Origin of the sequence: Microbacterium sp., from assembly GCF_047607465.1 — a bacterium.
In the GTDB taxonomy this organism is placed as follows: domain Bacteria; phylum Actinomycetota; class Actinomycetes; order Actinomycetales; family Microbacteriaceae; genus Microbacterium.
This window is the reverse complement of sequence record NZ_JASGCY010000064.1, coordinates 1-19,272: the sequence shown is the minus strand read 5'-3', so window position 1 is coordinate 19,272 and position 19,272 is coordinate 1. Positions and strand designations below refer to the sequence as shown.

Sequence of the window (19,272 nt, the reverse complement as noted above, 5' to 3'; positions counted from 1 at the left end):
GGGGGGTGCCGGGGGGGGGGGCCGGGGGGGGTCCCCCCCCCCCCCCCGCCGCACGGGCGATTCCGGGCTCTGGCGATCGACATGGGAGTCCGCATCCGATCTTCCCGACGACGAAACCGTCGAGAAGGGGCCGAGCAGCCGCCATCCCGCCCACGGCTCTCATCAGGCACGCGACACCGAGACGCCGACGCCGCCCCGGCTGCGCGCGCTGCGTCCGCATGAGCCGACGGACTCCGGCAGCGGAGCCGTCGACCGCGATGGGCTCCGGCAGTCCGCGGAAGATCTGCTCGTGCGCAAGCTCCGCGCGCGCTCGCTGTCGGTCTCCGAAGCCACGATGGTGCTTCGAGGGCATCAGCAGGGCGAATCCCGGCTCGATGCCGCAGAGGTCGATGAGGCGATCGACGACTTCTGCCGTCGCGGCTACCTCGACGACGCCATCCTCGCCGGGCACCTCGTGACCTCCGGTGTCGAGCGCAAGGGGCAGGGTCGGGTGGCGCTCGCACGAGCCCTTGCCCAGCGCGGCATCCCGCGCGACGTCATCGATGCCGCTCTCGACGGCCTTCCCGACGACGACCTGGAGCGGGCTCTCGCATACGCGAGGACGAAGATGCCCTCCCTCGCCAGACTCGACCAGGAGACCGCGAAACGGCGGCTCTCCGGGCAGCTCGCCCGCCGCGGGTACTCGGGCGGGGTCGTCTCGGCCGTCGTCCGTACGGTGATGGGAGAGCAGCACAGCGGCCGCCCCACAGGGGTCAGGTTCGAATGAACGACGGGTTCGACCGGCCGCGCATCGTGCGCAGCCGGCCGAACCCGCTCTCGTCTCCGTGTCGGCTCATGCCTGTGTCGGGATCAGCCTCCTGGTGGAGACGGGAAGTCGCCGCCGCTGAACCCCGAGCCCCCGGGGAACGGAGACGATCCGCTCAGGCCGGTGAGACTGCTGTCGGATGAGTCGTCATCGGAGGTGATGGCCTGGTTCAGGTCCGCGAGCACGACGACGTCTCCCTCGGAGAGCCCGTCAGCGATCTCGGTGCGCTCCGCGCCGATGGCACCGAGCGTCACCGTGGTCGCCACCGGCTTCCCCTCGACTAGACGGATCACCGTGGCCGTGGTGCCGGTGCGGGTGACGGCCGAGGTCGGAACCGTGAGCACGTCTGTCGCATCGGAGAGCTCGATGTCGACATCGGCGGTGGCGCCGATGCGCGGCGTGTCGTCGCCTGCGTCGACCGACACGGTTACGGTGTACGAGGGCGTCGAGGTCTCCGACACGTTCAGCACGCCGATGGAGGAGACCGTGCCCGAGTAGGTGGCTCCGAACGCCGGGAGCACGACCTCGGCGCTCTGCCCCGTCTGCACCTTCGAGATCCTGCTGAGAGTCACGTTCGCCTGGACGACGTATCCGCGTTCGCCCTGCACGGTGATGATGGACGAGGTCGACCCGGCCGACACGGAGTCACCGGCGGCGAGAGCCACCGAGACGACGGTGCCGCTGATCGGGCTCGTGATCGACGCGAACGTGAGGTTCTGCTGAGCGATCGCCAGCTCGGCCTCGGCGAGGTCGATGGCCGCCTGGTCGGCGAGGATCCGCTCGGCGGTGATCGTGGTCGACTCTCCTGCGGCGGAGCCCGACGGCGTCCCGGACGACGATGACGAGTCCGAGGACCCGGAGGAACTCGTGGTCGGCGATCCGGTCGACGAGGTCGACGTGCTCGGCTCGGTGGTGTCGGCGTCGTCGGTCGAGGATGCCGAGCCGATGAGCGTCTGCAGGGCGGCGACCTTCTCGTTCAGAGCCGTCGCGGCATCCGTCAAGGCCGTGCCGGCCGCGCTCGTGGTGCTCTGCGCCTCCTGGGACGCGGTGATCGCCTCCTGGCAGGAAGCGAGATCCGACTGCGCGTCTTCGAGGGCGCTCTGCAGATCGTCGACCGTGGCGGTGTCGTCCGTGTTGTCTGTGGTGTCGGTCTCGTCGGTGGTTTGTGTGGAGTCGTCTGTGGTGTCGGTCTCGTCGGTGGTTTGTGTGGTGTCGGTCTCGTCGGTGGTTTGTGTGGAGTCGTCCGTGTCGTCGGTGGTGTCGTCGGTGGTTTGGGCGGTGTCGTCGGTGGTCTGGGTGGTGTCGTCGGTGGTCTGGGTGGTGTCGGTCTCAGAGGCTGCGCTCGGCTCCGCGTCTGACGCATCGCCGTCCTCCTCGGAGGCGGCATCCGCGGTCAGCGAGGCGGAGAGGAAAGGCGCGCAGATCTCCTGTGCCTGGGCGAGAGCCGACGTCGACGCCTCACCCGCCGCGGTCGCCGCCTCGTACTGGGCGAGCAGCGCCTGCTGAGCGTCGGCGATCTCCTTCATCGCCTTCTGCGTCTCGGCATCACTCGTCGACGACCCGCTTCGCCCTGACGAGCCCGACGAGCCCGACGAATCCGACGAGCCGGAGGACGAGTCCGAAGACGCCGTGGCAGAGGACGACGACGATGACGACGACGAGGACGATGACGACGAGCTCCCGCTCGCCTGCGTCTCCAGGTCGTCTTCGAGGGTCTGCTCGGCATCCGCGACGGCGTCTTCGGCCTTGGTGACCGCCTCTTCGAGATCCGTCGTGTCGAGAGCTGCGAGCTGCTGCCCTGCCGTGACGGTGTCGCCGAGCGCCACGAGGACCTCGGCGACGGTTCCGCCCACCTGGAACGCCACGTCGGTGGAACTGCTCGATGCCAGTTGCCCGCTCAGCGACAGCGTCTCCGAGATGTCGGCGACATCGGCCACGGCCGTGCGGTAGTTGCTCGAGCCGTTCTGCGTGGCCGCATAGACGGCGCCCGTCCCCGAGGCGAGGACCGCGGCGGTCACCGCGACGCCGGCAATGAGCCGGTTCCGGCGGGAGGCGAGGAGCCGGCCCAGTCTCCTCCGGCGCCGTGGGGCGGCTACCGCCTCATCGGGCGCATCGGGAGCATCGGGCGCATCGATGAGTTCGTCCCCGCTCACTGGCCCTCACCCTGCCCATCGGCACCGGGGCCACGGCCGCCGCCGAAGCCCGAGGAGCACTCGCCGTTCTCATCGGCGTCGCTCAGGGCGAGGGAGGTGGCGTCGTAGCCGCCGGCATCGTCGGCCTCGCCCGCTGCGGTGACGCACAGTCCGGTGGCGATGTCGGCCGCGGTGGCGGCGACCGTGCCGGTGATGGTCGTATCGGCGGTCAGGGTGATATCGGTGCTCGTGGTCTCGGCGTCGTCACCGAATCCGGTGTATTTCACCGTCAGCGTGCCATCGCCGACAGCGGTGACAGCACCCGAGACGATGTTGCCGGAGCCACCCATGCCGCCCATGCCGCCGGGGCCGCCCTGGGCGTCGCCGGAGGCGTCGGGCGCACCGCTGGGCATGTCCGTGGGCGCACCGGACGGGCGCGCACCGTCACCGGACGGCATCTGACCGTCTCCACCGGACGGCATCTGACCGTCTCCTCCAGACGGCATCCCGCCATCGCCTCCGGGGAAGCCGCCGCCCATACCCAGGGCGCAGGTGCCGTCGTCGGCGGCGTCGGTCACCGTGACCGAGGTCGCGGTGGTGCCGTCCTCGTCGGTCACGATCATGACGCATGAGCCCACAGCGATCGACGAGGCCTCCACGGCCACGGTCTTGGTGATGGACGTTTCGTCGGTGTAGCGCACCGCTGTCTGCTCATCGGTGCCCTGGACCTGGAGCAGGCCGTCCTCGGCGTAGGCGATGAGGCCGCTCACGCCCGAGGGCATCTGCGGCTGCTGAGCGCCATCGTCGGGCTGCGCGGTCGCCGAGGGCGCGGGGTCGGCTGTGGCCGACGCGCAGCCGGCGAGCGCGGCGCCGCCTGCGAGGAGGATGCCGGAGGCGATGAGGGTGTTGCGGAGTCGGGATGTCTTCAAGACGGTCATGTCGATGTTCTTTCTGAGATGTGAGGTCATTCGCTGCGAAGAGCGTCGATGGGGACGAGCCGGGCGGCCCGGGTCGCCGGGTACACGCCGAAGGTGAGGCTGATGGCGATCGCGACGCCGAGCGCCAGGAACACGATGGGGATCGAGACGACCACCGAGCTGCCGATGAGTCCGGGGAGCACCCAGGCCACGACGATGCCGAGGATCACACCGACGATCCCTCCGCCGAAGCCGAGCACGGCCGCCTCCAGCAGGAATTGGTTGCGGATGGCACCGGGAGGGGCGCCGAGGGCCTTGCGCAGCCCGATCTCCCTGGTGCGCTCCGTGACCGACACGAGCATGATGTTCATCACTCCGATGCCGCCGACGAGCAGCGAGAGGGCGGCGACCCCGGCGAGGAGCACCGTGAGCGTCTGATAGATCGAGGTCGCGGTGTCCACGAGGGCGTCCTGGCTCTCCAGCGTGAAGTCGGCGCTGTCGGCATCCGTGATCCCGTGCAGATTCAGGAGGATCGATTCGACCTCCTGATAGGCGGCGGAGAGCACCTCGTCCGAGACGGACTTCACATAGATGGTGCTGACGGCGGATGCCGTCGTCCCGCCCATCACGGTGCTCGCCGCGGTGGTCAGCGGGATGATCGCGGCGTCGTCGAGATTGGTCGACGAGCTGGAGCCGGCCGAGGCGAGCACGCCGATGATCTCGAAGGTGCTGCCGTCGATCGCGACGCTCTGCCCGACGACGTTCGTGGTCCCGAACAGCTCGTCGGCGGTCTCCGAGCCGAGCACGACGACGCTCGCGTTCGATGAGTACTCCTCTGCGGTGAAGAACTCGCCCACGGCGAGCTCGCGGGAGCGCACCTCGGGCCATGACGTGGTGGTGGCCGTGACCGTGGTGGTCCAGTTCGTGTCGTTCGCGACGAGCGAGAGCGAGGAGGTCTTCTCCGGGGCGACGCTCTGCACGTCCGGGGCGGCGATCTCGGAGTCGAGAGCCTCGGCATCCGTCGCGGTCAGGGTCGTCGAGCTGCCGAAGCCGCCGCGGATGCCGCTGGAGTCGGTGCTGGATCCGGGGGAGACAATGAGGAGGTTGCTGCCGAGGGAGCTGATCTGCTTGCTGACGTCCTTCTGCGTCCCGAGCCCCAGCCCTACGGTGACGACCACGGCGGCGACGCCGACGAGGATGCCGAGGACCGTGAGCAGCGAGCGCAGCATGTGCGATCGGATGGCGTGCCACGCCGTGGCGAGGGTCTCCGACCAGTTCATGCGGCGACCTCCTTCTCGGCGATCAGGCCGTCGCGGACGAAGGCGATCCGCCCCGCCCGTTCGGCGACCTCGAGCTCGTGCGTGATGAGCACGATGGTGCGTCCGGCGTCGTTCAGCTCGTCGAACAGGCCGAGCACGTCGTCCGTCGACTTCGAATCGAGGTTTCCGGTCGGTTCGTCGGCGAGGATCATCGTCGGATCCCCGACGAGGGCCCGGGCGACGGCCACGCGCTGCTGCTGCCCTCCGGAGAGCTCGCTCGGACGGTTCGACAGTCGGTCGCCGAGGCCGACGCGGGTGAGCGCCGCGATCGCACGGTCACGCCGCTCCTCCTTGCCGACGCCGGCGTACACGAGCGGGAGCTCGACGTTGCGCAGCGATGTCAGCGAGGGCAGCAGATGGAACTGCTGGAACACGAAGCCGATGCGGCGATTGCGCACCTGAGCGAGAGCCGTCTCGCTCAGCTCGGCGACGTCGTCTCCGTCCAGGCGGTACGCGCCGCTCGTGAGCACGTCGAGGCAGCCGAGGATGTTCATGAGCGTGGACTTGCCGGAGCCCGACGGGCCCATGATCGCGAGGTACTCGCCCTCATCCACCCGCAGGTCGATGCCGCGCAGCGCTTCGAACTCGATGTCTCCGGTGCGGTAGGTCTTGCGGGCGTCCAGGAGCTCGATGACGGCCCTGGCGGGCTCGGTGCCGATCACTGGCCTCCTCCGTTGCCGCCGCCTGGCATCTGACCCGTGCCGCCGCCCGGCATCTGGCCGCCGCCGGGCATCTCGCCGCCGCCGGGCATCTGGCCGCCGCCCGGCATCTGGCCGGTGTCGCCCGTCGTGCCGGAGTTGCCCTCGCCGGGGGTGAAGCTCGCGACCAGAACCTCGTCGCCCTCGGCGATTCCGGAGAGGATCTCGGTGTACTCTCCACTGGTCTCGCCCACCTCCACGGTGACCTCGGACTGCGTGCCGTCCTCGGCGATCACGGTGACGGTGCTGACGCCGTCGATCGTCGTGACCGCAGCCGAGGAGACGGCGAGCACGTCGGTGCGGCGCTCGTAGACGATCGATCCGGTCAGGGAGACGCCGTCGAACAGGCCCTCGCCGTCTCCGGTGATCGACACGGTGACCGGATACTGCGCGGAGCCGCTGGACGTGCTCGGGAGCAGTCCCACCTCGGACACGACGCCGAAGTACTCGGCGCCGTCGTCGGTGGTGAGCTCGACCTGCTGGCCGGTGGCCACGTTCGCGATGTCGGTCTCGCCGACCGAGACCGACATCGACCACGAGTTCGTGCTCACGAGCGTGAAGGCGGCCGAGCTCGTCGTGCTCGACGAGGAATCGCCGGTCGAGGAGGATCCTCCGGGAGTGGAGCTGCTCGAGGACGACGACGAGCTGCCGACCTTGTCGCCGACCGCGATACCGACGCTGGTGATGAGCCCGTCGGCCGGAGCGACGAGGTTCGCATCGTCCATCGCTGCCGTGGCGGCGTCGACGTTCACCTGCGCGACGTCCACGGCAGCGGATGCTGCGGCGACCCGGGTGTCGGATTCGCCTTCTTCCTGAGCATCCGCGAGCGTGGCCTGCGCCTCAGCGAGCGTGGCCTGCGCGTCGAGCAGGTCCGCCTGGAGCTCGAGGGTGTCGATCGTGGCGAGCACGGTGCCTGCGGTGACCGTCGTTCCCGCTGCCACGTTGATCGCCGTCACGGTGCCGCTGACCTCGAAGCTGACGTCCTCCTGCACCGCAGGCGTGGCGGTGCCTGTGATGGACACGGTCTTCTCGAACGTCTGCAGGCTCGCCGCGGCGGTCTGGGTGATGGTCTGGGCCGCAGCGTTCTGCGAGGGGAGCAGGAAGGCGAACACCCAGACCGCCACGGCGGCGACGATGATGACGGCCGCCGCGGTGATGATCTTGGTGCGCCGCCGGAAGCGGGCGAGGAAGGTGCGAGCGCTCATGTCGGGCGTCGTCTCCATTCGGGTGGGAGGGAAACACAGCTCGCCCCGGCCGGGCGAAAGTCGATACCCCGACGCTAGAGAGCGCGATGATGGGTGCCTTAAGCGAAGCTGATGATTTCCTTATGAATGCCGGACGCGAGGAATGCTGGACGCGCCGAATGCCGGACGCGCCGTCGACGGTGCGAAAGTAGAATCGAGGGATCATGACTATCCCTCGTAGTGAGCCGACGATCATCTCCGCCTCGTCGGCGGCGGTCGGAAGCGACGGGCGCCAGCGCTCGTACGAAGTGCGTACCTTCGGGTGCCAGATGAACGTGCACGACTCGGAGCGCCTCTCCGGCTCCTTGGAGAGCGCAGGCTACGTGCGCGCCGCTGAGGGCACCGAGGCCGACGTCGTGATCATCAACACCTGCGCTGTCCGCGACAACGCGGCCGGCAAGCTCTACGGCACCCTCGGCCAGCTCGCCTCGGTGAAGCGCCGCAAGGAGGGCATGCAGATCGCGGTCGGCGGGTGCCTCGCGCAGATGGACAAGCAGGCGGTGCTCGACAAGGCCCCGTGGGTCGACGTCGTGTTCGGCACGCACAACATGGGGTCCCTCCCCGGGCTGCTGGAACGCGCCCGTCACAACGGCGAGGCCGAGCTCGAGATCCTCGAGTCCCTCGAGGTGTTCCCTTCGACCCTTCCCACCAAGCGCGACTCCGCCCACAGCGGCTGGGTGTCGATCTCTGTGGGCTGCAACAACACCTGCACCTTCTGCATCGTGCCGCATCTGCGCGGCAAGGAGAAGGATCGCCGTCCTGGCGACATCCTCAACGAGATCCGCCTGCTCGTCGAGGACGGCGCGATCGAGGTCACCCTTCTCGGCCAGAACGTGAACTCCTACGGCGTGGAGTTCAGCGACCGGCGGGCGTTCGGCAAGCTGCTGCGCGCGGCCGGCGAGATCGAGGGGCTCGAGCGCATCCGCTTCACGAGCCCGCACCCCGCCGCCTTCACCGACGACGTGATCGACGCGATGGCCGAGACGCCGAGCGTCATGCCGCAGTTGCACATGCCGCTGCAGTCCGGCAGCGACAGCATCCTCAAGGCCATGCGCCGCTCCTACCGCAGCGAGCGATTCCTCGGGATCATCGACCGGGTGCGGGAGCGGATCCCGGATGCCGCGATCACCACCGACATCATCGTGGGCTTCCCCGGCGAGACCGACGCGGACTTCGAGGACACGTTGCGCGTCGTCGAGCAGTCCCGATTCTCCGGCGCCTTCACCTTCCAGTACTCCATCCGTGAGGGCACGCCCGCGGCCGCGATGGAGAACCAGATCCCCAAGCACGTCGTGCAGGAGCGCTACGACCGGCTCATCGCCCTGCAGGAGCGCATCTCGCTGGAGGAGAACCAGAAGCAGGTCGGCCGCGAGGTCGAGCTGCTGGTGTCGGTGGGCGAGGGCAAGAAGGATGCTGCGACGCACCGCCTGACCGGACGGGCGAAGGACAACCGCCTCGTGCACTTCGAGGTGACCCCCGGATCGGTGCTCCCGCGTCCGGGCGACGCCGTCACCGTGACGATCACGCACGCCGCGCCCTTCCATCTGCTCGCCGACGATCCGACCGGGCAGCCGCTGCGCATCCGCCGCACCCGCGGCGGCGACGCCTGGGATCGTTCGCAGGCCGAGTCGTGCGGTGTGCCGGCACCAGCATCCGCCGGTGAGCCGGGCGCCCCGCGGCCCGTCTCGCTCGGCCTGCCGACCCTGCGCGTGGGCGTGTGACCGCGCGGCTCCGCCGAGACCCCGGGTTCTCGTCGAGACCCCGGGCTGCAGACGTCGACAGGAGGGGGTCTCGTCACCAACACGGGGTGTCAGCGGAGGAGTGCAGGGTGAGCACGCAGGCGGGCACGTCATGACCCGGCTCTGGGCGGTCGTCGGGGCCACAGGGACGGGCAAGAGCGAGCTCGCCCTCGCCCTCGCCGAAGAGCTGCGCGCGCGCGGGGACCCGGCGGAGATCGTCAACGCCGACGCGATGCAGCTGTATCGCGGCATGGACATCGGCACGGCGAAGCTCTCGGTCTCCGAACGACGTGGTATCCCGCACCATCTGTTCGACGTGCTGGAGGCCACCGAGGACGCCGCGGTCGCGTGGTATCAGCCGCTGGCGCGCGCGGCGATCGAGAGCATCCATGCGCGCGGCGGCGACGCGATCCTCGTCGGCGGATCGGGACTCTACGTCTCCAGCGTCGTGTTCGACTTCCGCTTCCCCCCGCGCGATCCCGAGGTGAGAGCCCGGCTGGAGCGCGAACTCGAGTCGGACGGAGCCGCTGCTCTGCTCGAGCGGCTGCGTCGTGCCGATCCGGCCGCCGCCGCGCGTATCGATCCGCACAACGGGCGCCGGATCGTCCGCGCCCTCGAGGTCATCGAACAGGGGAGCGACACGCACGGCGCCGCCCTTCCCGAGGCGCCTGCGCTCTGGCATCCGTCGACCCGCCTGCTCGGCCTGCACGTGGATCGCGCAGAGCTCGTCGAGCGCCTCGACCGGCGCGTCGAGCGGATGTGGCAGGCGGGTCTCCTCGACGAGGTCGCGGCTCTGCGCAAGCACGGGCTGGAGCAGGGCGTCACCGCGAGCCGGGCGATCGGCTACGCGCAGGCGCTCGGCCAGCTCGACGGGCGTCTCACGGAGGCCGAGGCGATCGCCGAGACCCAGGCGCTGACCCGCCGCTACGCGCGTCGGCAGGTGTCGTGGTTCAAGCGCTACCCCGGTCTGGAACGGGTGGAGCCGATGTCGGATGCCGGTGCGATCATCGGGGCATGACGACCCACTATTACACCGCCACGAGCCTCGACGGCTTCATCGCGACGACCGAGCACTCGCTGGACTGGCTGCTGAAGCAGGACATCGACCTCGACGGCCCGATGGCCTACCCGGCGTTCATCGAGTCCGTCGGCGCCCTCGCCATGGGCGCATCGACCTTCGAATGGGTCATGCGCCAGGAGAACGGCGCGTGGGGCTACACGCAGCCGACCTGGGTGTTCACCCATCGCGCACTGGCGCTGCCTGCCACCGGCGACGTGCGCCTGACGCAGGCAGATGTGCGCGACGTGCACGCGCAGATGATCGAGGCCGCCGGCGGCAAGGATCTCTGGATCGTCGGGGGAGGCGATCTGGCCGGTCAGTTCGCGGATGCCGGGCTGCTCGACGAGGTCTGGTTGCAGTACGCGCCCGTGACGCTCGGCGCCGGCGCCCCGGTGCTGCCGCGGGAGCTGGATCTGGAACTCGTCGACGTCGCCCGCAACCACGCTTTCCTGTGCGGACGCTACCGGGTCCTCAGGCCTGAATAGACTGGACGCATGGTCGCATTCACCAAGGGGCACGGCACGGGCAACGACTTCGTCATCATCGCCGACCCCGATGGGGCGCTCGATCTGACCGCCGACCAGGTCGCCGTGCTGTGCGATCGCCACGTTGGCATCGGCGGCGACGGCATCCTCCGCGTCGTGCGCTCCCGGGCGATTGCCGACGGCGCCGCGGCGCTGGCCGTGGAGCCCGAGGCCGAATGGTTCATGGACTACCGCAACGCCGACGGCTCGATCGCGGAGATGTGCGGCAACGGCATCCGGGTGTTCGCGCACTATCTCGTCCGCTCAGGACTCGCCGCCATCGAACCCGGATCGACCCTGCCCATCGGCACCCGCGCGGGTGTTCGAGACGTCACCCGCAGCGAGAGCGGCTACCAGGTCGACCTCGGCCGGTGGGAGCTGTCCGGGGCCGATCCGCTGGTCACGGCCGACGGCCTGCCCGTCACCCGGCCGGGTCTCGGCATCGATGTCGGCAACCCGCACGTGGTCGTGGCTCTCGCCTCCGAGGCGGAGCTCGCCTCCCTCGACCTGCACCGCGCACCGCTGCTCGATCCAGTGCCGCACGCCGGGGCGAACGTCGAGTTCGTCGTACCGGGCGAGCCCTTGGTGCGCGACGGCATCGGTCACGTGAAGATGCGCGTGTCGGAGCGCGGCGTCGGCGAGACGCTCAGCTGCGGCACCGGTGTCGCCGCCACCGCCCTCGCCGTCCGTCACTGGGCGGGGGAGAGGGCGCCGAGCAACTGGCGCGTCGAGGTGCCCGGCGGCACCCTCGGAGTGCGGATGTTCCCCGCCGAGGACGGTGAGCACGTCGCGCTGTCGGGACCGGCGACCCTCGTCTTCCACGGCGAGATCGATCTCGTCTGAGTCGACGAGTTCAGCGACGCGTGCTCAGCCGATCGCGATCGGCTCGGTCGCGGGCGTCCCGTGACGACGGACCTTCAGCACGCGGTACCCCTTGCCGGTGGCGGTGCGGAACACGCTGTAGCCGGGATGGAAGGTCCCGGCGATCCAGCGCTGCAGCGAGTCGGCGCCGAGATTGCGCTGCACGACGAGCCAGGCGTCGCTGCGCTCGTCGAGACGCGGGATCCAGCGCTCCAGCAGCCCGTGCAGTTCGTTCTTGCCGACCCGGATGGGCGGATTCGAGCGGATCGTGCGGAAGGTCACGTCGTCTGGAACATCTGCGGGCAGCGAGGCGTTGATGTTGGTGAGGCCGAGCGCCTCGGCATTGCGTCGCACCAGATCGAGGGCCCGTTCGTTGACATCGACGGCCCAGACGGTGGCGTGGGGCGCCGCGAGAGCCATCGACAGCGAGATCGGCCCCCAGCCGCTCCCGAGGTCGAGAAGGTCTCCTCCCGGAGGGACGGGAGGCATGTTGGCGAGAAGCACAGCGGTACCGGCATCCAGACGATCCGGGCTGAAGACGCCGCCAGCGGTGGTGACATCGAGCTCACGGCCTGCGAGCGACACGCGAATCGTGCGCAGGTTCTCGGGGCTTGCCGGGGCCGCAGTGAAGTAATGGTCGGACCCCATACCGTGAGCGTACCCGAGAGTGCGGGCTAAGGTTAAGGCTCCGAGCAGAACAGAGACAAGGATCGGATGACGGAGACCACGACACCCTCGTCGGAGGAGGCGACCGCGGTGGATCGCGTGCTCGCGAACGCGGACAGGCGCACCGAGGTGCGCGTGTTCGGCGCCGCGCAGGCGCTGCAGGACGCAGCGACCGCCGGGCACGGATCGAGCGACGGCGACCAGTGGGACCTCGAGGACCGGCATGCGCTGCGCCGCGTGGTCGGGCTCTCCACCGAGCTCGAAGACGTCACCGAGGTCGAGTACCGGCAGCTCCGGCTCGAGAACGTCGTGCTCGTCGGCGTCTACCCGCAGGGGGCGCAGGAGGAGGCGGAGAACTCGCTGCGCGAGCTCGCCGCCCTCGCCGAGACCGCCGGCGCCGTCGTGCTCGACGGTGTGCTGCAGCGGCGCCCGCATCCGGATGCCGCCACCTACATCGGACGCGGCAAGGCGCAGGAGCTCAAGGACATCGTCGCCGCGACCGGCGCCGACACCGTCATCGCCGACACCGAGCTCGCGCCGAGCCAGCGCCGTGCGCTGGAGGACGTCGTCAAGGTGAAGGTCATCGACCGCACCACCGTGATCCTCGACATCTTCAGCCAGCACGCCAAGAGCCGTGAGGGCAAGGCGCAGGTCGAGCTCGCCCAGCTCGAGTACCTCCTGCCGCGACTGCGCGGCTGGGGTGAGTCGATGAGCCGGCAGGCCGGTGGCCAGGTCGGCGCGGGCGGCGCCGGCATGGGCTCGCGCGGACCGGGTGAGACGAAGATCGAGCTCGATCGCCGCCGCATCCGCACGAAGATGGCGCTGCTGCGCAAGCAGATCCGCGACTTCGCCCCGGCTCGCGAGGCCAAGCGCGCCGAGCGCAAGCGCAACACGATCCCCTCGGTCGCCATCGCCGGCTACACCAACGCCGGCAAGTCGAGCCTGCTCAACGCGCTCACGAGCGCCGGTGTCCTCGTCGAGAACGCGCTGTTCGCGACGCTCGATGCCACCGTGCGCCGTTCGGAGACGAGCGACGGGCGCGTGTACACGCTCACCGACACCGTCGGGTTCGTCCGCAACCTGCCGCATCAGCTCGTCGAGGCGTTCCGCTCGACCCTCGAAGAGGTCGGCGACGCCGATGTCGTGTTGCACGTCGTCGACGGCTCGCACCCTGATCCCGCCGGTCAGCTGCAGACCGTCCGCGACGTGATGGGCGATGTGGGCGTGCGCGACATGCCGGAGATCGTCGTCTTCAACAAGGCCGACCTCATCGACGACGACGAGCGTCTCGTGCTGCGGGGGCTCGAGCCGAAGGCGCACTTCGTCTCCTCGCGCTCCGGCGAAGGCATCGCCGAGCTGCGTGCCGCCATCGAGGAGGAGCTGCCGAAGCCCGCCGTCGAGGTGCGCGCGCTGATCCCGTACGATCGCGGCGATCTCGTCGCGGCGATCCATGCGACGGGGATGCTGCTGTCGGTCGAGCACCGCGAGGAGGGCACGGCCGTGCATGCGCGGGTGTCCGAGCGTCTCGCCGCGGATCTCGCCGGGTTCGCCGCGCCGACCGCCTAGCGGCGTCAGCTCAGCACGAAGGCGCTGCAGGGGCCGAGAACCACGAGCCAGGCGGCGGCCGCGATGATGAGGATGCCGATGCCGAAGCCCCGGCTGCGCGGGGAGAAGAGCAGCGCGACGCCGACCGCCACCGGCAGCAGGAAGATGCCGAAGTACACCGCCGGGGTCGCGGAGACCAACGTCGACATCGCCGCGAAGAAGAGGAACAGAGCGAGGATGTACGACAGGCATCCGATGCCCGTTCCGACACCGATCTTCGCGCCTTCGCCGAGCCCCTTGCGCGGCGCAGGCTGGTAGACGCCGGCCGGATGCTGCGGGAAGAGCGGCTGTTGGGCGTACGGCTGTTGGGTGTACGGCTGTTGGGTGTACGGCTGCTGCGGCATTGCCGGCTGCTGCCCGTACGGTTGCTGCTGCGACGCGGAGGTCTGCGGAGACGGCGGCTGCTGCGGAGACGGCGGTTGCTGGGGAGAGGGCTGCGGAGACGGCAGGGGCTGCGCGTACGGCGGCGCCGGCGGGATCACCGGTTCCGGGGGGACGACCTCCTCCGGTTCTTCCGGCGTGCCGTCAGGCGGGGTGGTGCTCATGCGTGCTGCTCCGTTCTGCGGGGACGAAGGCGCCCTTCCGCCACAGCCGTACCAGGCGCGCGATCAGCAGCGGCAGGGCGGCGAGTAGGAAGAGCTGGGGGGCGGGTGAGTCCGAGCCCGGCGACGTCGTTGCCCCGGACGAACTCGACGAAGAAGCGGAACAGCGCGTACCCGGCGATGTACAGGGTGAGGGTCTCGCCGGGGCGGATGCCGCGATGGCGCAGCCAGAACCACAGCAGGGCGAACGCCACCGCGTGGAAGACGATCTCGTACACGAAGCTCGGATGCAGGCCGACGCCGGCGGGGGCGCCGACGCGCGCCGCCTGCTCAGGGGTGAGCACGATGCCCCACGCGCCGCCCGTCGGGGTACCCGGATTCTCGGTGAGCAGGCATCCGATGCGACCGATCGCCATCGCGAGGGCGACGGCGGGCGCGAACAGATCGCCGGTGCGCTCGCGGTACCCGACGAGGCGCTTCGTGATGTGCACACCCAGCCAGGCGCCGACGAGGGCCGAGAGGATCGAGGCGTTGCCCGAGAGCAGCTGCTCGCCGAGGCTGAGGTTCTTCGACGGGTCGAGATGCTGGGCCCAGGTGCCCAGCCGCGAGAGCACCCCGGCGCCGAGGAGGGCGCCCAACACGAGGGAGGGGATGCGTGGATCCTTGGCGCCGCGCCGACGTGCCTCGACCCAGAACACGATGCCGCCGGCGAGGAGCCCGTGCCCGACGAAGAACCCGTGCGTTTCGATCGGCGGGCCGACGCCGAGGAGGTCGTGCAGCGTGGGGAACACGATCAGGCCAGCATCCGGGTCCACAGCGCGATCCACAGGGGGATCGCGGCCGCCGCGAGCACGGCGAGCACGATGAGGTACGCGAGCACCAGGCGCGTGTCGCCGAGTCTGCAGCGCGAGGTCATGAGGCCTGCGCGACGCGCCTGCGCGTACGCGAAGATCGCCGTGCCCGCGAAGCCGAGCAGCGCGACCGGCCCGAGCACGCACGTGATCAGCGCGACCGTCGCATTGACGCACAGTCGCAGCGGGTCGCGGGCGCCCGACGGGTCGGGGACGCTCGGATCCCTGAGATTCAGCGGCCACTGGGTCATGGCAGCGCGGGCTCCGTCGGGATCAGCGTGAGCGCTGTGCGCCCGGTCGCTGTGGACAGTTTCTGGTCGGCGAGCGGCTTCCACGCCTGCACCGCGCAGAACGGCGCGCACTGGTGCGCATCGGTCTCGCCGTTCACGGTCGCGACGTGCACGCAGCACTGGGTGAGGCGCTCCTCGATCATCGTGTTGATGTCCATGAACGGCTTGATCGTGATGCGCTTGACGCGTTCGCCGAGGAAGCGGCGCATGCGCTTGTGCTGTCCGGGCAGGGCCGCCGTCGCCAGCGAGGTCAGCGTGCCGATGCCGAGGTCGCAGCCGGTGCAGATGTCCTTCCAGAGCGAGCCGGTCGAGGGGTGCGAGAGCGAGGACTGCTCGCTGAGCAGGTCGAGGAGCGATTGCTTCACGCTGTCCTTGAGCGCCTGGTTGATGCCGCTGTCGGCGATGCGGTTCGCGATGAGGTTGGGGTTGAGGTCGAGGAACTGCTTCAGCTGCTCGTGGCCGACGAGCGCCGTGAGCGAGCGCCAGTCGCCGGAGTCGTCGCGGAGCAGATAGCCGACGGAGCAGCAGTGCGGGTGGCTGCAGGGGAGGGCGGTGAGGTCGTGCCAGGTCACCTCGCCGTCGGTCTGCGGGCCGAGCCGTGCCAGGACGCCCGTGTGCGTGAGACGGTCGGCGGCGTCGATGCCGTTGGAGCGGCCAGAGCCGAACACGGGCTGGATCGTCACCCCGCCGACGTAGGGGTTCACCATCGCACGGCGGATGACGGTGCCGATCTCGTGGTCGTTCACCCCCAGGGCTGCGGTCATCGTCAGGGTCGTGAAGATCCCAGCATCCGAGAGACGGGCGAGAGCCCGTTCCTTGAAGTGGCGGATGTCGGCGTCCCGGTGCAGGCGCGAGGTCTCTGGTTCTTCGCCGTCGTACTGCAGGTAGACCTCGACGCGCTCGCGATGCTTCTTCAGCGTGGCGACGAACTCGTCGTCGTTCGCGATGCGCAGACCGTTGGAGTTGATGAGGATGCGCACGATCGGGCGGGCGACGAGATGTTCGAGGAGCTGTTCGAGCCAGGGGTACAGGGTCGGCTCCCCGCCCGAGAGCATGAGCACGTCGATGCGGTTGTTCTCGCGCGCGAGTTTCGCGTCGACCGAGGCGAGGACCTCGGCCAGCGGGGCGACCGCGCTCGCCGCCGGGCTGGACTCGGCGAAGCAGGTCGGGCAGCGCAGATTGCAGTGGTCGGTGATGTCGGCGAGGAGGATGCAGGTGTGCTGCGTCTGCATCTCGGGGAGTCCGTCCAGATACGCCTCGGGCACGGGGACGAAGTTCGACGCGACGTCGGGCGTGTGCACCTTGGTGGGCGCCGTCCACTGCTCCAGATAACGGAGGATCTCGGCGGACTCGTCGTACAGCGTGCGCTGCAGGCCGTGGGTGCGGCAGCCGCGCTCGAGCCAGATCGTCCCCTCGCGGTCGGCGAGCCAGCCGGAGAGCCGCTCGACCTCGGCGAGCGGCCGGTCGGGGTCCTCGCGTGGCACTGCGGGCAGAACGCGTTGACGTAGCGGTGGATCCGGTAGTCGCGCAACGGCATCCCGCTGCTTGTCATCGGTGACATGGTCTGACGCTAGCAGGGTGCCGCGCGGCGTGGGGGAGCGAGATCAGCGTGCGACGAATCGGCCCTCGACGGTGGCCGAGAGCACGAGCTCCTGCGTCTCGTAGATCATCTCGGCAGCCCCGGCGTCGGCCGCGAACGCGGCGCCGCGTGCCGACATCATCGGCGCAACGTCCTCCTTCGAAGCGCGCGAGATGAGACCGGTGTCGGCGATCTCGCGCGCGGCGACGTCGTGCAGGCCGAGGGCCGCGGCGTAGGCCTCGGCGCGGGCGACGGCGACGCCGACGGCTGCGGCGGCCACCTCGCGCTCGATGCGCGACCGGGTCGCGGGTGTGAGGTGCCAGTCGACCCAGCCGATCTCGACGCCATCCCGATCGGAGATCGCGGTCGCCCACGTGGAGAGGACGGATGCTTCGCCGAACGTCGCGGTGAAGTCGACGGCGACGTGGTAGACCGGAGGGAGCTGGCGGCCGTCGGCGTTCCACGGGCGCTCCGCGTGCACGGTGAAATGGCGGCTGTCCCACTCGATCACTTCGCCGGCGTCGTGCCGGGCGATGATGCTCTCGCGCACGGACTCGGCCGCGCGCAGCGCGCGCTCGACGGCATCGGCGCGATCAGGCCCGTCGGCGCGGACGCTGAGATGGACGGTGGCGCGCTCCGGTGCGATGCGCACCTCGTGCTCGCCGCGGACGGTGATGGTGACTTCGCTCATGCCCGCGACTCTACGCGGTGCCTCTGACCTCAGGGGGAGTGGGCATGCTCCCATCTCCTCCTTTCACGGGGCATAAGGCCTGCATAGCGCGGGCTGTTCCCATGGGGACATGGTCCACAGCAGCATCCGCATCGTCTCCCTCTCCGCCGTCGCCGTCCTCGCCGCTGGAGCTCTCACCGCGTGTTCTCCGTCTTCCACGTCTTCTGCCGGCGATTCCGGGGACGCCGCGGCGACGTCGGCGCTGTGGGACTCGACGGAGGTGCATTCGATCTCGATCGACTACGAGAGCGCGGACTACGACGCGATGATCCAGGCGTATCTGGAGACGGAGGAGAAGGAGTGGATCTCCGCCGAGGTGACCATCGACGGCGTCCGCTATGAGAACGTCGGGCTCAAGCTGAAGGGGAACTCCTCGCTGCGCTCCCTGTCGGCCCAGGCGGATGCCGAGCTGTCCAGCCAGCGCCCGGAGGAGCTGCCGTGGCTGATCCGCCTGGACAAGTATGTGGAGGGCCAGAATCATGAGGGCACCACGGAACTGGTGGTGCGGGGGAACAGCTCGGAGACCGCGCTGAACGAGGCGCTCGCGCTGGAACTGCTGGAAGAGGCCGGGTTGGCCTCGGAACAGGCGATCGCGGTGTGCTTCAGCGCGGAGGGATCGGAGGAGGATCTGCGGCTGGTGATCGAGAACCCGAACGATGCCTGGATGGAGTCCGTGCTCGGTGACGGGCTGCTCTACAAAGCCGAGGCCGGGGGCGACTACAGCTACCGGGGCGATGACGCGGCGTCGTACCTGGATGTGTTCGACCAGGAAGGCGGTGCGGAGGATCTCACCCCGCTGATCGGCTTCCTGCAGTGGCTGAACGAGTCCAGCGACGAGGAGTTCGCCGCCGAGCTGGCCGCTCACCTGGATGTCGACGCGTTCGCCACCTATCTGGCATTCCAGGACCTCGTCGGCAACAGCGACGACATCGACGGGCCGGGGAACAACTCGTACCTGTACTACGACCCTGACACGGGGCTGATGACCGTCGTGAACTGGGATCTCAACCTGGCCTACGGCGCCCCTCCCGGCGGAGGAGGCGGAGGAGGTGGAGGTGGAGGCGGCGGCGGAGGAGGTCGGGGGATGCCCGACGGCGGCGGCGCAGACCAGCCAAAGGGTGGTCGGGGCGGCAACATCTTGGCCGATCGGTTCCTGGCGAACGCCGACTTCGAGGCGCTGTACGCATCCGCGCGGGAGCGGCTGGTCACGGAGCTGTATGACTCCGGCGTCGCGGCGGAGGCATTGTCAGAATGGACGCAGGTGCTCATCGACGGGGCATCCGACATCGTCTCGGCCGAGGTCATCACCCAGGAGTCCGAGGCGATCGCCGCGGAGCTGACCGCGTCGGGATCCTGAGCACGGCCACGGAGCATCGGGGAATGGCATGGCTTTCTCGAAGTCTGGTGAGGTGGCGGGCGTGTTTGGGGTTGTGCATGGCGTGGGGGGTGGCTTTGGTGATGCTGGTCGCGCCGTTGAGGCGGTGGATGGTGATGGCGAGGTTCCGGATCGTGGCTATCGCTCGGGGTTCTGGGCCGGTGCGGATCTGGGAGCGGTCTTCGTCGTGGGTGACGTCTCGGACCCGGTGCAGCCGGTTCTCGATGCCCTAGTGCCCGCGGATGAGCGCTGCGAGCGTCGCCGACGTGGTGTCAGCGGCGGTCAGGGAGGTGATCGCGAACACGTGCTCACGTGTCGGATCGCCGCCCGTGGTC

At 69.6% G+C, this 19,272-nt stretch carries 18 protein-coding genes; 7 read left to right on the top strand and 11 right to left on the bottom strand.

Annotated features, from left to right (window positions below; translation table 11 throughout):
• The first annotated feature begins 289 nt into the window (after positions 1–289).
• Positions 290–766, top strand: coding sequence for a regulatory protein RecX (locus QM568_RS09110; RefSeq protein ID WP_415138021.1), 477 nt, complete (start codon positions 290–292; stop codon positions 764–766).
• Between the two features lie 83 nt (positions 767–849).
• On the opposite strand, the gene QM568_RS09105 is transcribed toward QM568_RS09110, so the two are convergent.
• From QM568_RS09105 to QM568_RS09085, 5 genes are read right to left on the bottom strand one after another with little or no spacing between them, the layout of a single operon-like run.
• On the bottom strand, positions 850–2,958 hold the full coding sequence (locus QM568_RS09105) for an HlyD family efflux transporter periplasmic adaptor subunit (RefSeq protein WP_415138019.1): 2,109 nt from the start codon (positions 2,956–2,958) through the stop codon (positions 850–852).
• Positions 2,955–3,875, bottom strand: a complete 921-nt coding sequence (locus tag QM568_RS09100; protein WP_415138017.1) for a hypothetical protein — start codon at positions 3,873–3,875, stop codon at positions 2,955–2,957. Before QM568_RS09100 ends, QM568_RS09105 begins: the two co-directional genes overlap by 4 nt.
• Before the next feature lie 26 nt (positions 3,876–3,901).
• The gene (locus QM568_RS09095) at positions 3,902–5,134 is read right to left on the bottom strand and encodes an ABC transporter permease (protein ID WP_415138015.1); all 1,233 of its coding nucleotides are present in this window, start codon (positions 5,132–5,134) and stop codon (positions 3,902–3,904) included.
• A complete protein-coding gene (locus tag QM568_RS09090) occupies positions 5,131–5,835 on the bottom strand; it encodes an ABC transporter ATP-binding protein (RefSeq protein WP_415138013.1) in 705 nt (234 codons plus the stop codon). The genes QM568_RS09095 and QM568_RS09090 overlap by 4 nt, the downstream gene beginning before the upstream one ends.
• Entirely contained in the window at positions 5,832–7,076 is a 1,245-nt protein-coding gene (locus QM568_RS09085; protein ID WP_415138011.1) for an efflux RND transporter periplasmic adaptor subunit, read from the bottom strand. Before QM568_RS09085 ends, QM568_RS09090 begins: the two co-directional genes overlap by 4 nt.
• Positions 7,077–7,279: 203 nt before the next feature.
• On the opposite strand from QM568_RS09085, the gene miaB reads away from it, so the two are divergent.
• The 4 genes from miaB (at position 7,280) to dapF (ending at position 11,281) form a co-directional block, all read left to right on the top strand.
• Complete coding sequence (miaB, locus tag QM568_RS09080; RefSeq protein WP_415138009.1) at positions 7,280–8,836, top strand: tRNA (N6-isopentenyl adenosine(37)-C2)-methylthiotransferase MiaB; 1,557 nt, start codon at positions 7,280–7,282, stop codon at positions 8,834–8,836.
• A 130-nt stretch (positions 8,837–8,966) separates the two neighbouring features.
• The gene (gene miaA / locus QM568_RS09075) at positions 8,967–9,872 is read left to right on the top strand and encodes a tRNA (adenosine(37)-N6)-dimethylallyltransferase MiaA (protein WP_415138007.1); all 906 of its coding nucleotides are present in this window, start codon (positions 8,967–8,969) and stop codon (positions 9,870–9,872) included.
• Positions 9,869–10,399 (top strand): dihydrofolate reductase family protein, encoded by a 531-nt coding sequence (locus QM568_RS09070; RefSeq protein WP_415138005.1) that lies wholly within the window; start codon positions 9,869–9,871, stop codon positions 10,397–10,399. The genes miaA and QM568_RS09070 overlap by 4 nt, the downstream gene beginning before the upstream one ends.
• 9 nt (positions 10,400–10,408) lie before the next feature.
• The gene (gene dapF, locus QM568_RS09065; protein ID WP_415138003.1) at positions 10,409–11,281 is read left to right on the top strand and encodes a diaminopimelate epimerase; all 873 of its coding nucleotides are present in this window, start codon (positions 10,409–10,411) and stop codon (positions 11,279–11,281) included.
• A 24-nt stretch (positions 11,282–11,305) separates the two neighbouring features.
• On the opposite strand, the gene QM568_RS09060 is transcribed toward dapF, so the two are convergent.
• Positions 11,306–11,947, bottom strand: a complete 642-nt coding sequence (locus QM568_RS09060) for a class I SAM-dependent methyltransferase (RefSeq protein ID WP_415138001.1) — start codon at positions 11,945–11,947, stop codon at positions 11,306–11,308.
• Positions 11,948–12,013: 66 nt separating this feature from the next.
• On the opposite strand from QM568_RS09060, the gene hflX reads away from it, so the two are divergent.
• Positions 12,014–13,531, top strand: a complete 1,518-nt coding sequence (gene hflX, locus QM568_RS09055; RefSeq protein ID WP_415137999.1) for a GTPase HflX — start codon at positions 12,014–12,016, stop codon at positions 13,529–13,531.
• 5 nt (positions 13,532–13,536) lie between these two features.
• Here hflX and QM568_RS09050 read toward each other — a convergent pair whose 3' ends face one another.
• The 5 genes from QM568_RS09050 to QM568_RS09030 all read right to left on the bottom strand — a co-directional run bounded on the left by QM568_RS09050 (position 13,537) and on the right by QM568_RS09030 (position 17,523).
• Positions 13,537–14,115, bottom strand: coding sequence for a hypothetical protein (locus tag QM568_RS09050; protein ID WP_415137997.1), 579 nt, complete (start codon positions 14,113–14,115; stop codon positions 13,537–13,539).
• Entirely contained in the window at positions 14,112–14,927 is an 816-nt protein-coding gene (locus QM568_RS09045; protein WP_415137995.1) for a prolipoprotein diacylglyceryl transferase, read from the bottom strand. Before QM568_RS09045 ends, QM568_RS09050 begins: the two co-directional genes overlap by 4 nt.
• Positions 14,906–15,214 (bottom strand): hypothetical protein, encoded by a 309-nt coding sequence (locus QM568_RS09040; RefSeq protein ID WP_415137993.1) that lies wholly within the window; start codon positions 15,212–15,214, stop codon positions 14,906–14,908. The genes QM568_RS09045 and QM568_RS09040 overlap by 22 nt, the downstream gene beginning before the upstream one ends.
• Positions 15,211–16,737 (bottom strand): radical SAM protein, encoded by a 1,527-nt coding sequence (locus QM568_RS09035; protein ID WP_415137991.1) that lies wholly within the window; start codon positions 16,735–16,737, stop codon positions 15,211–15,213. The genes QM568_RS09040 and QM568_RS09035 overlap by 4 nt, the downstream gene beginning before the upstream one ends.
• Before the next feature lie 120 nt (positions 16,738–16,857).
• Positions 16,858–17,523 carry an SIMPL domain-containing protein gene (locus tag QM568_RS09030; RefSeq protein WP_415137989.1) on the bottom strand — a complete coding sequence of 222 codons (666 nt, stop codon included), beginning with the start codon at positions 17,521–17,523 and terminating at the stop codon, positions 16,858–16,860.
• Between the two features lie 109 nt (positions 17,524–17,632).
• Here QM568_RS09030 and QM568_RS09025 point away from each other — a divergent pair, with 109 nt between their 5' ends.
• Complete coding sequence (locus QM568_RS09025) at positions 17,633–18,919, top strand: CotH kinase family protein (RefSeq protein ID WP_415137987.1); 1,287 nt, start codon at positions 17,633–17,635, stop codon at positions 18,917–18,919.
• Positions 18,920–19,272: the final 353 nt, after the last annotated feature.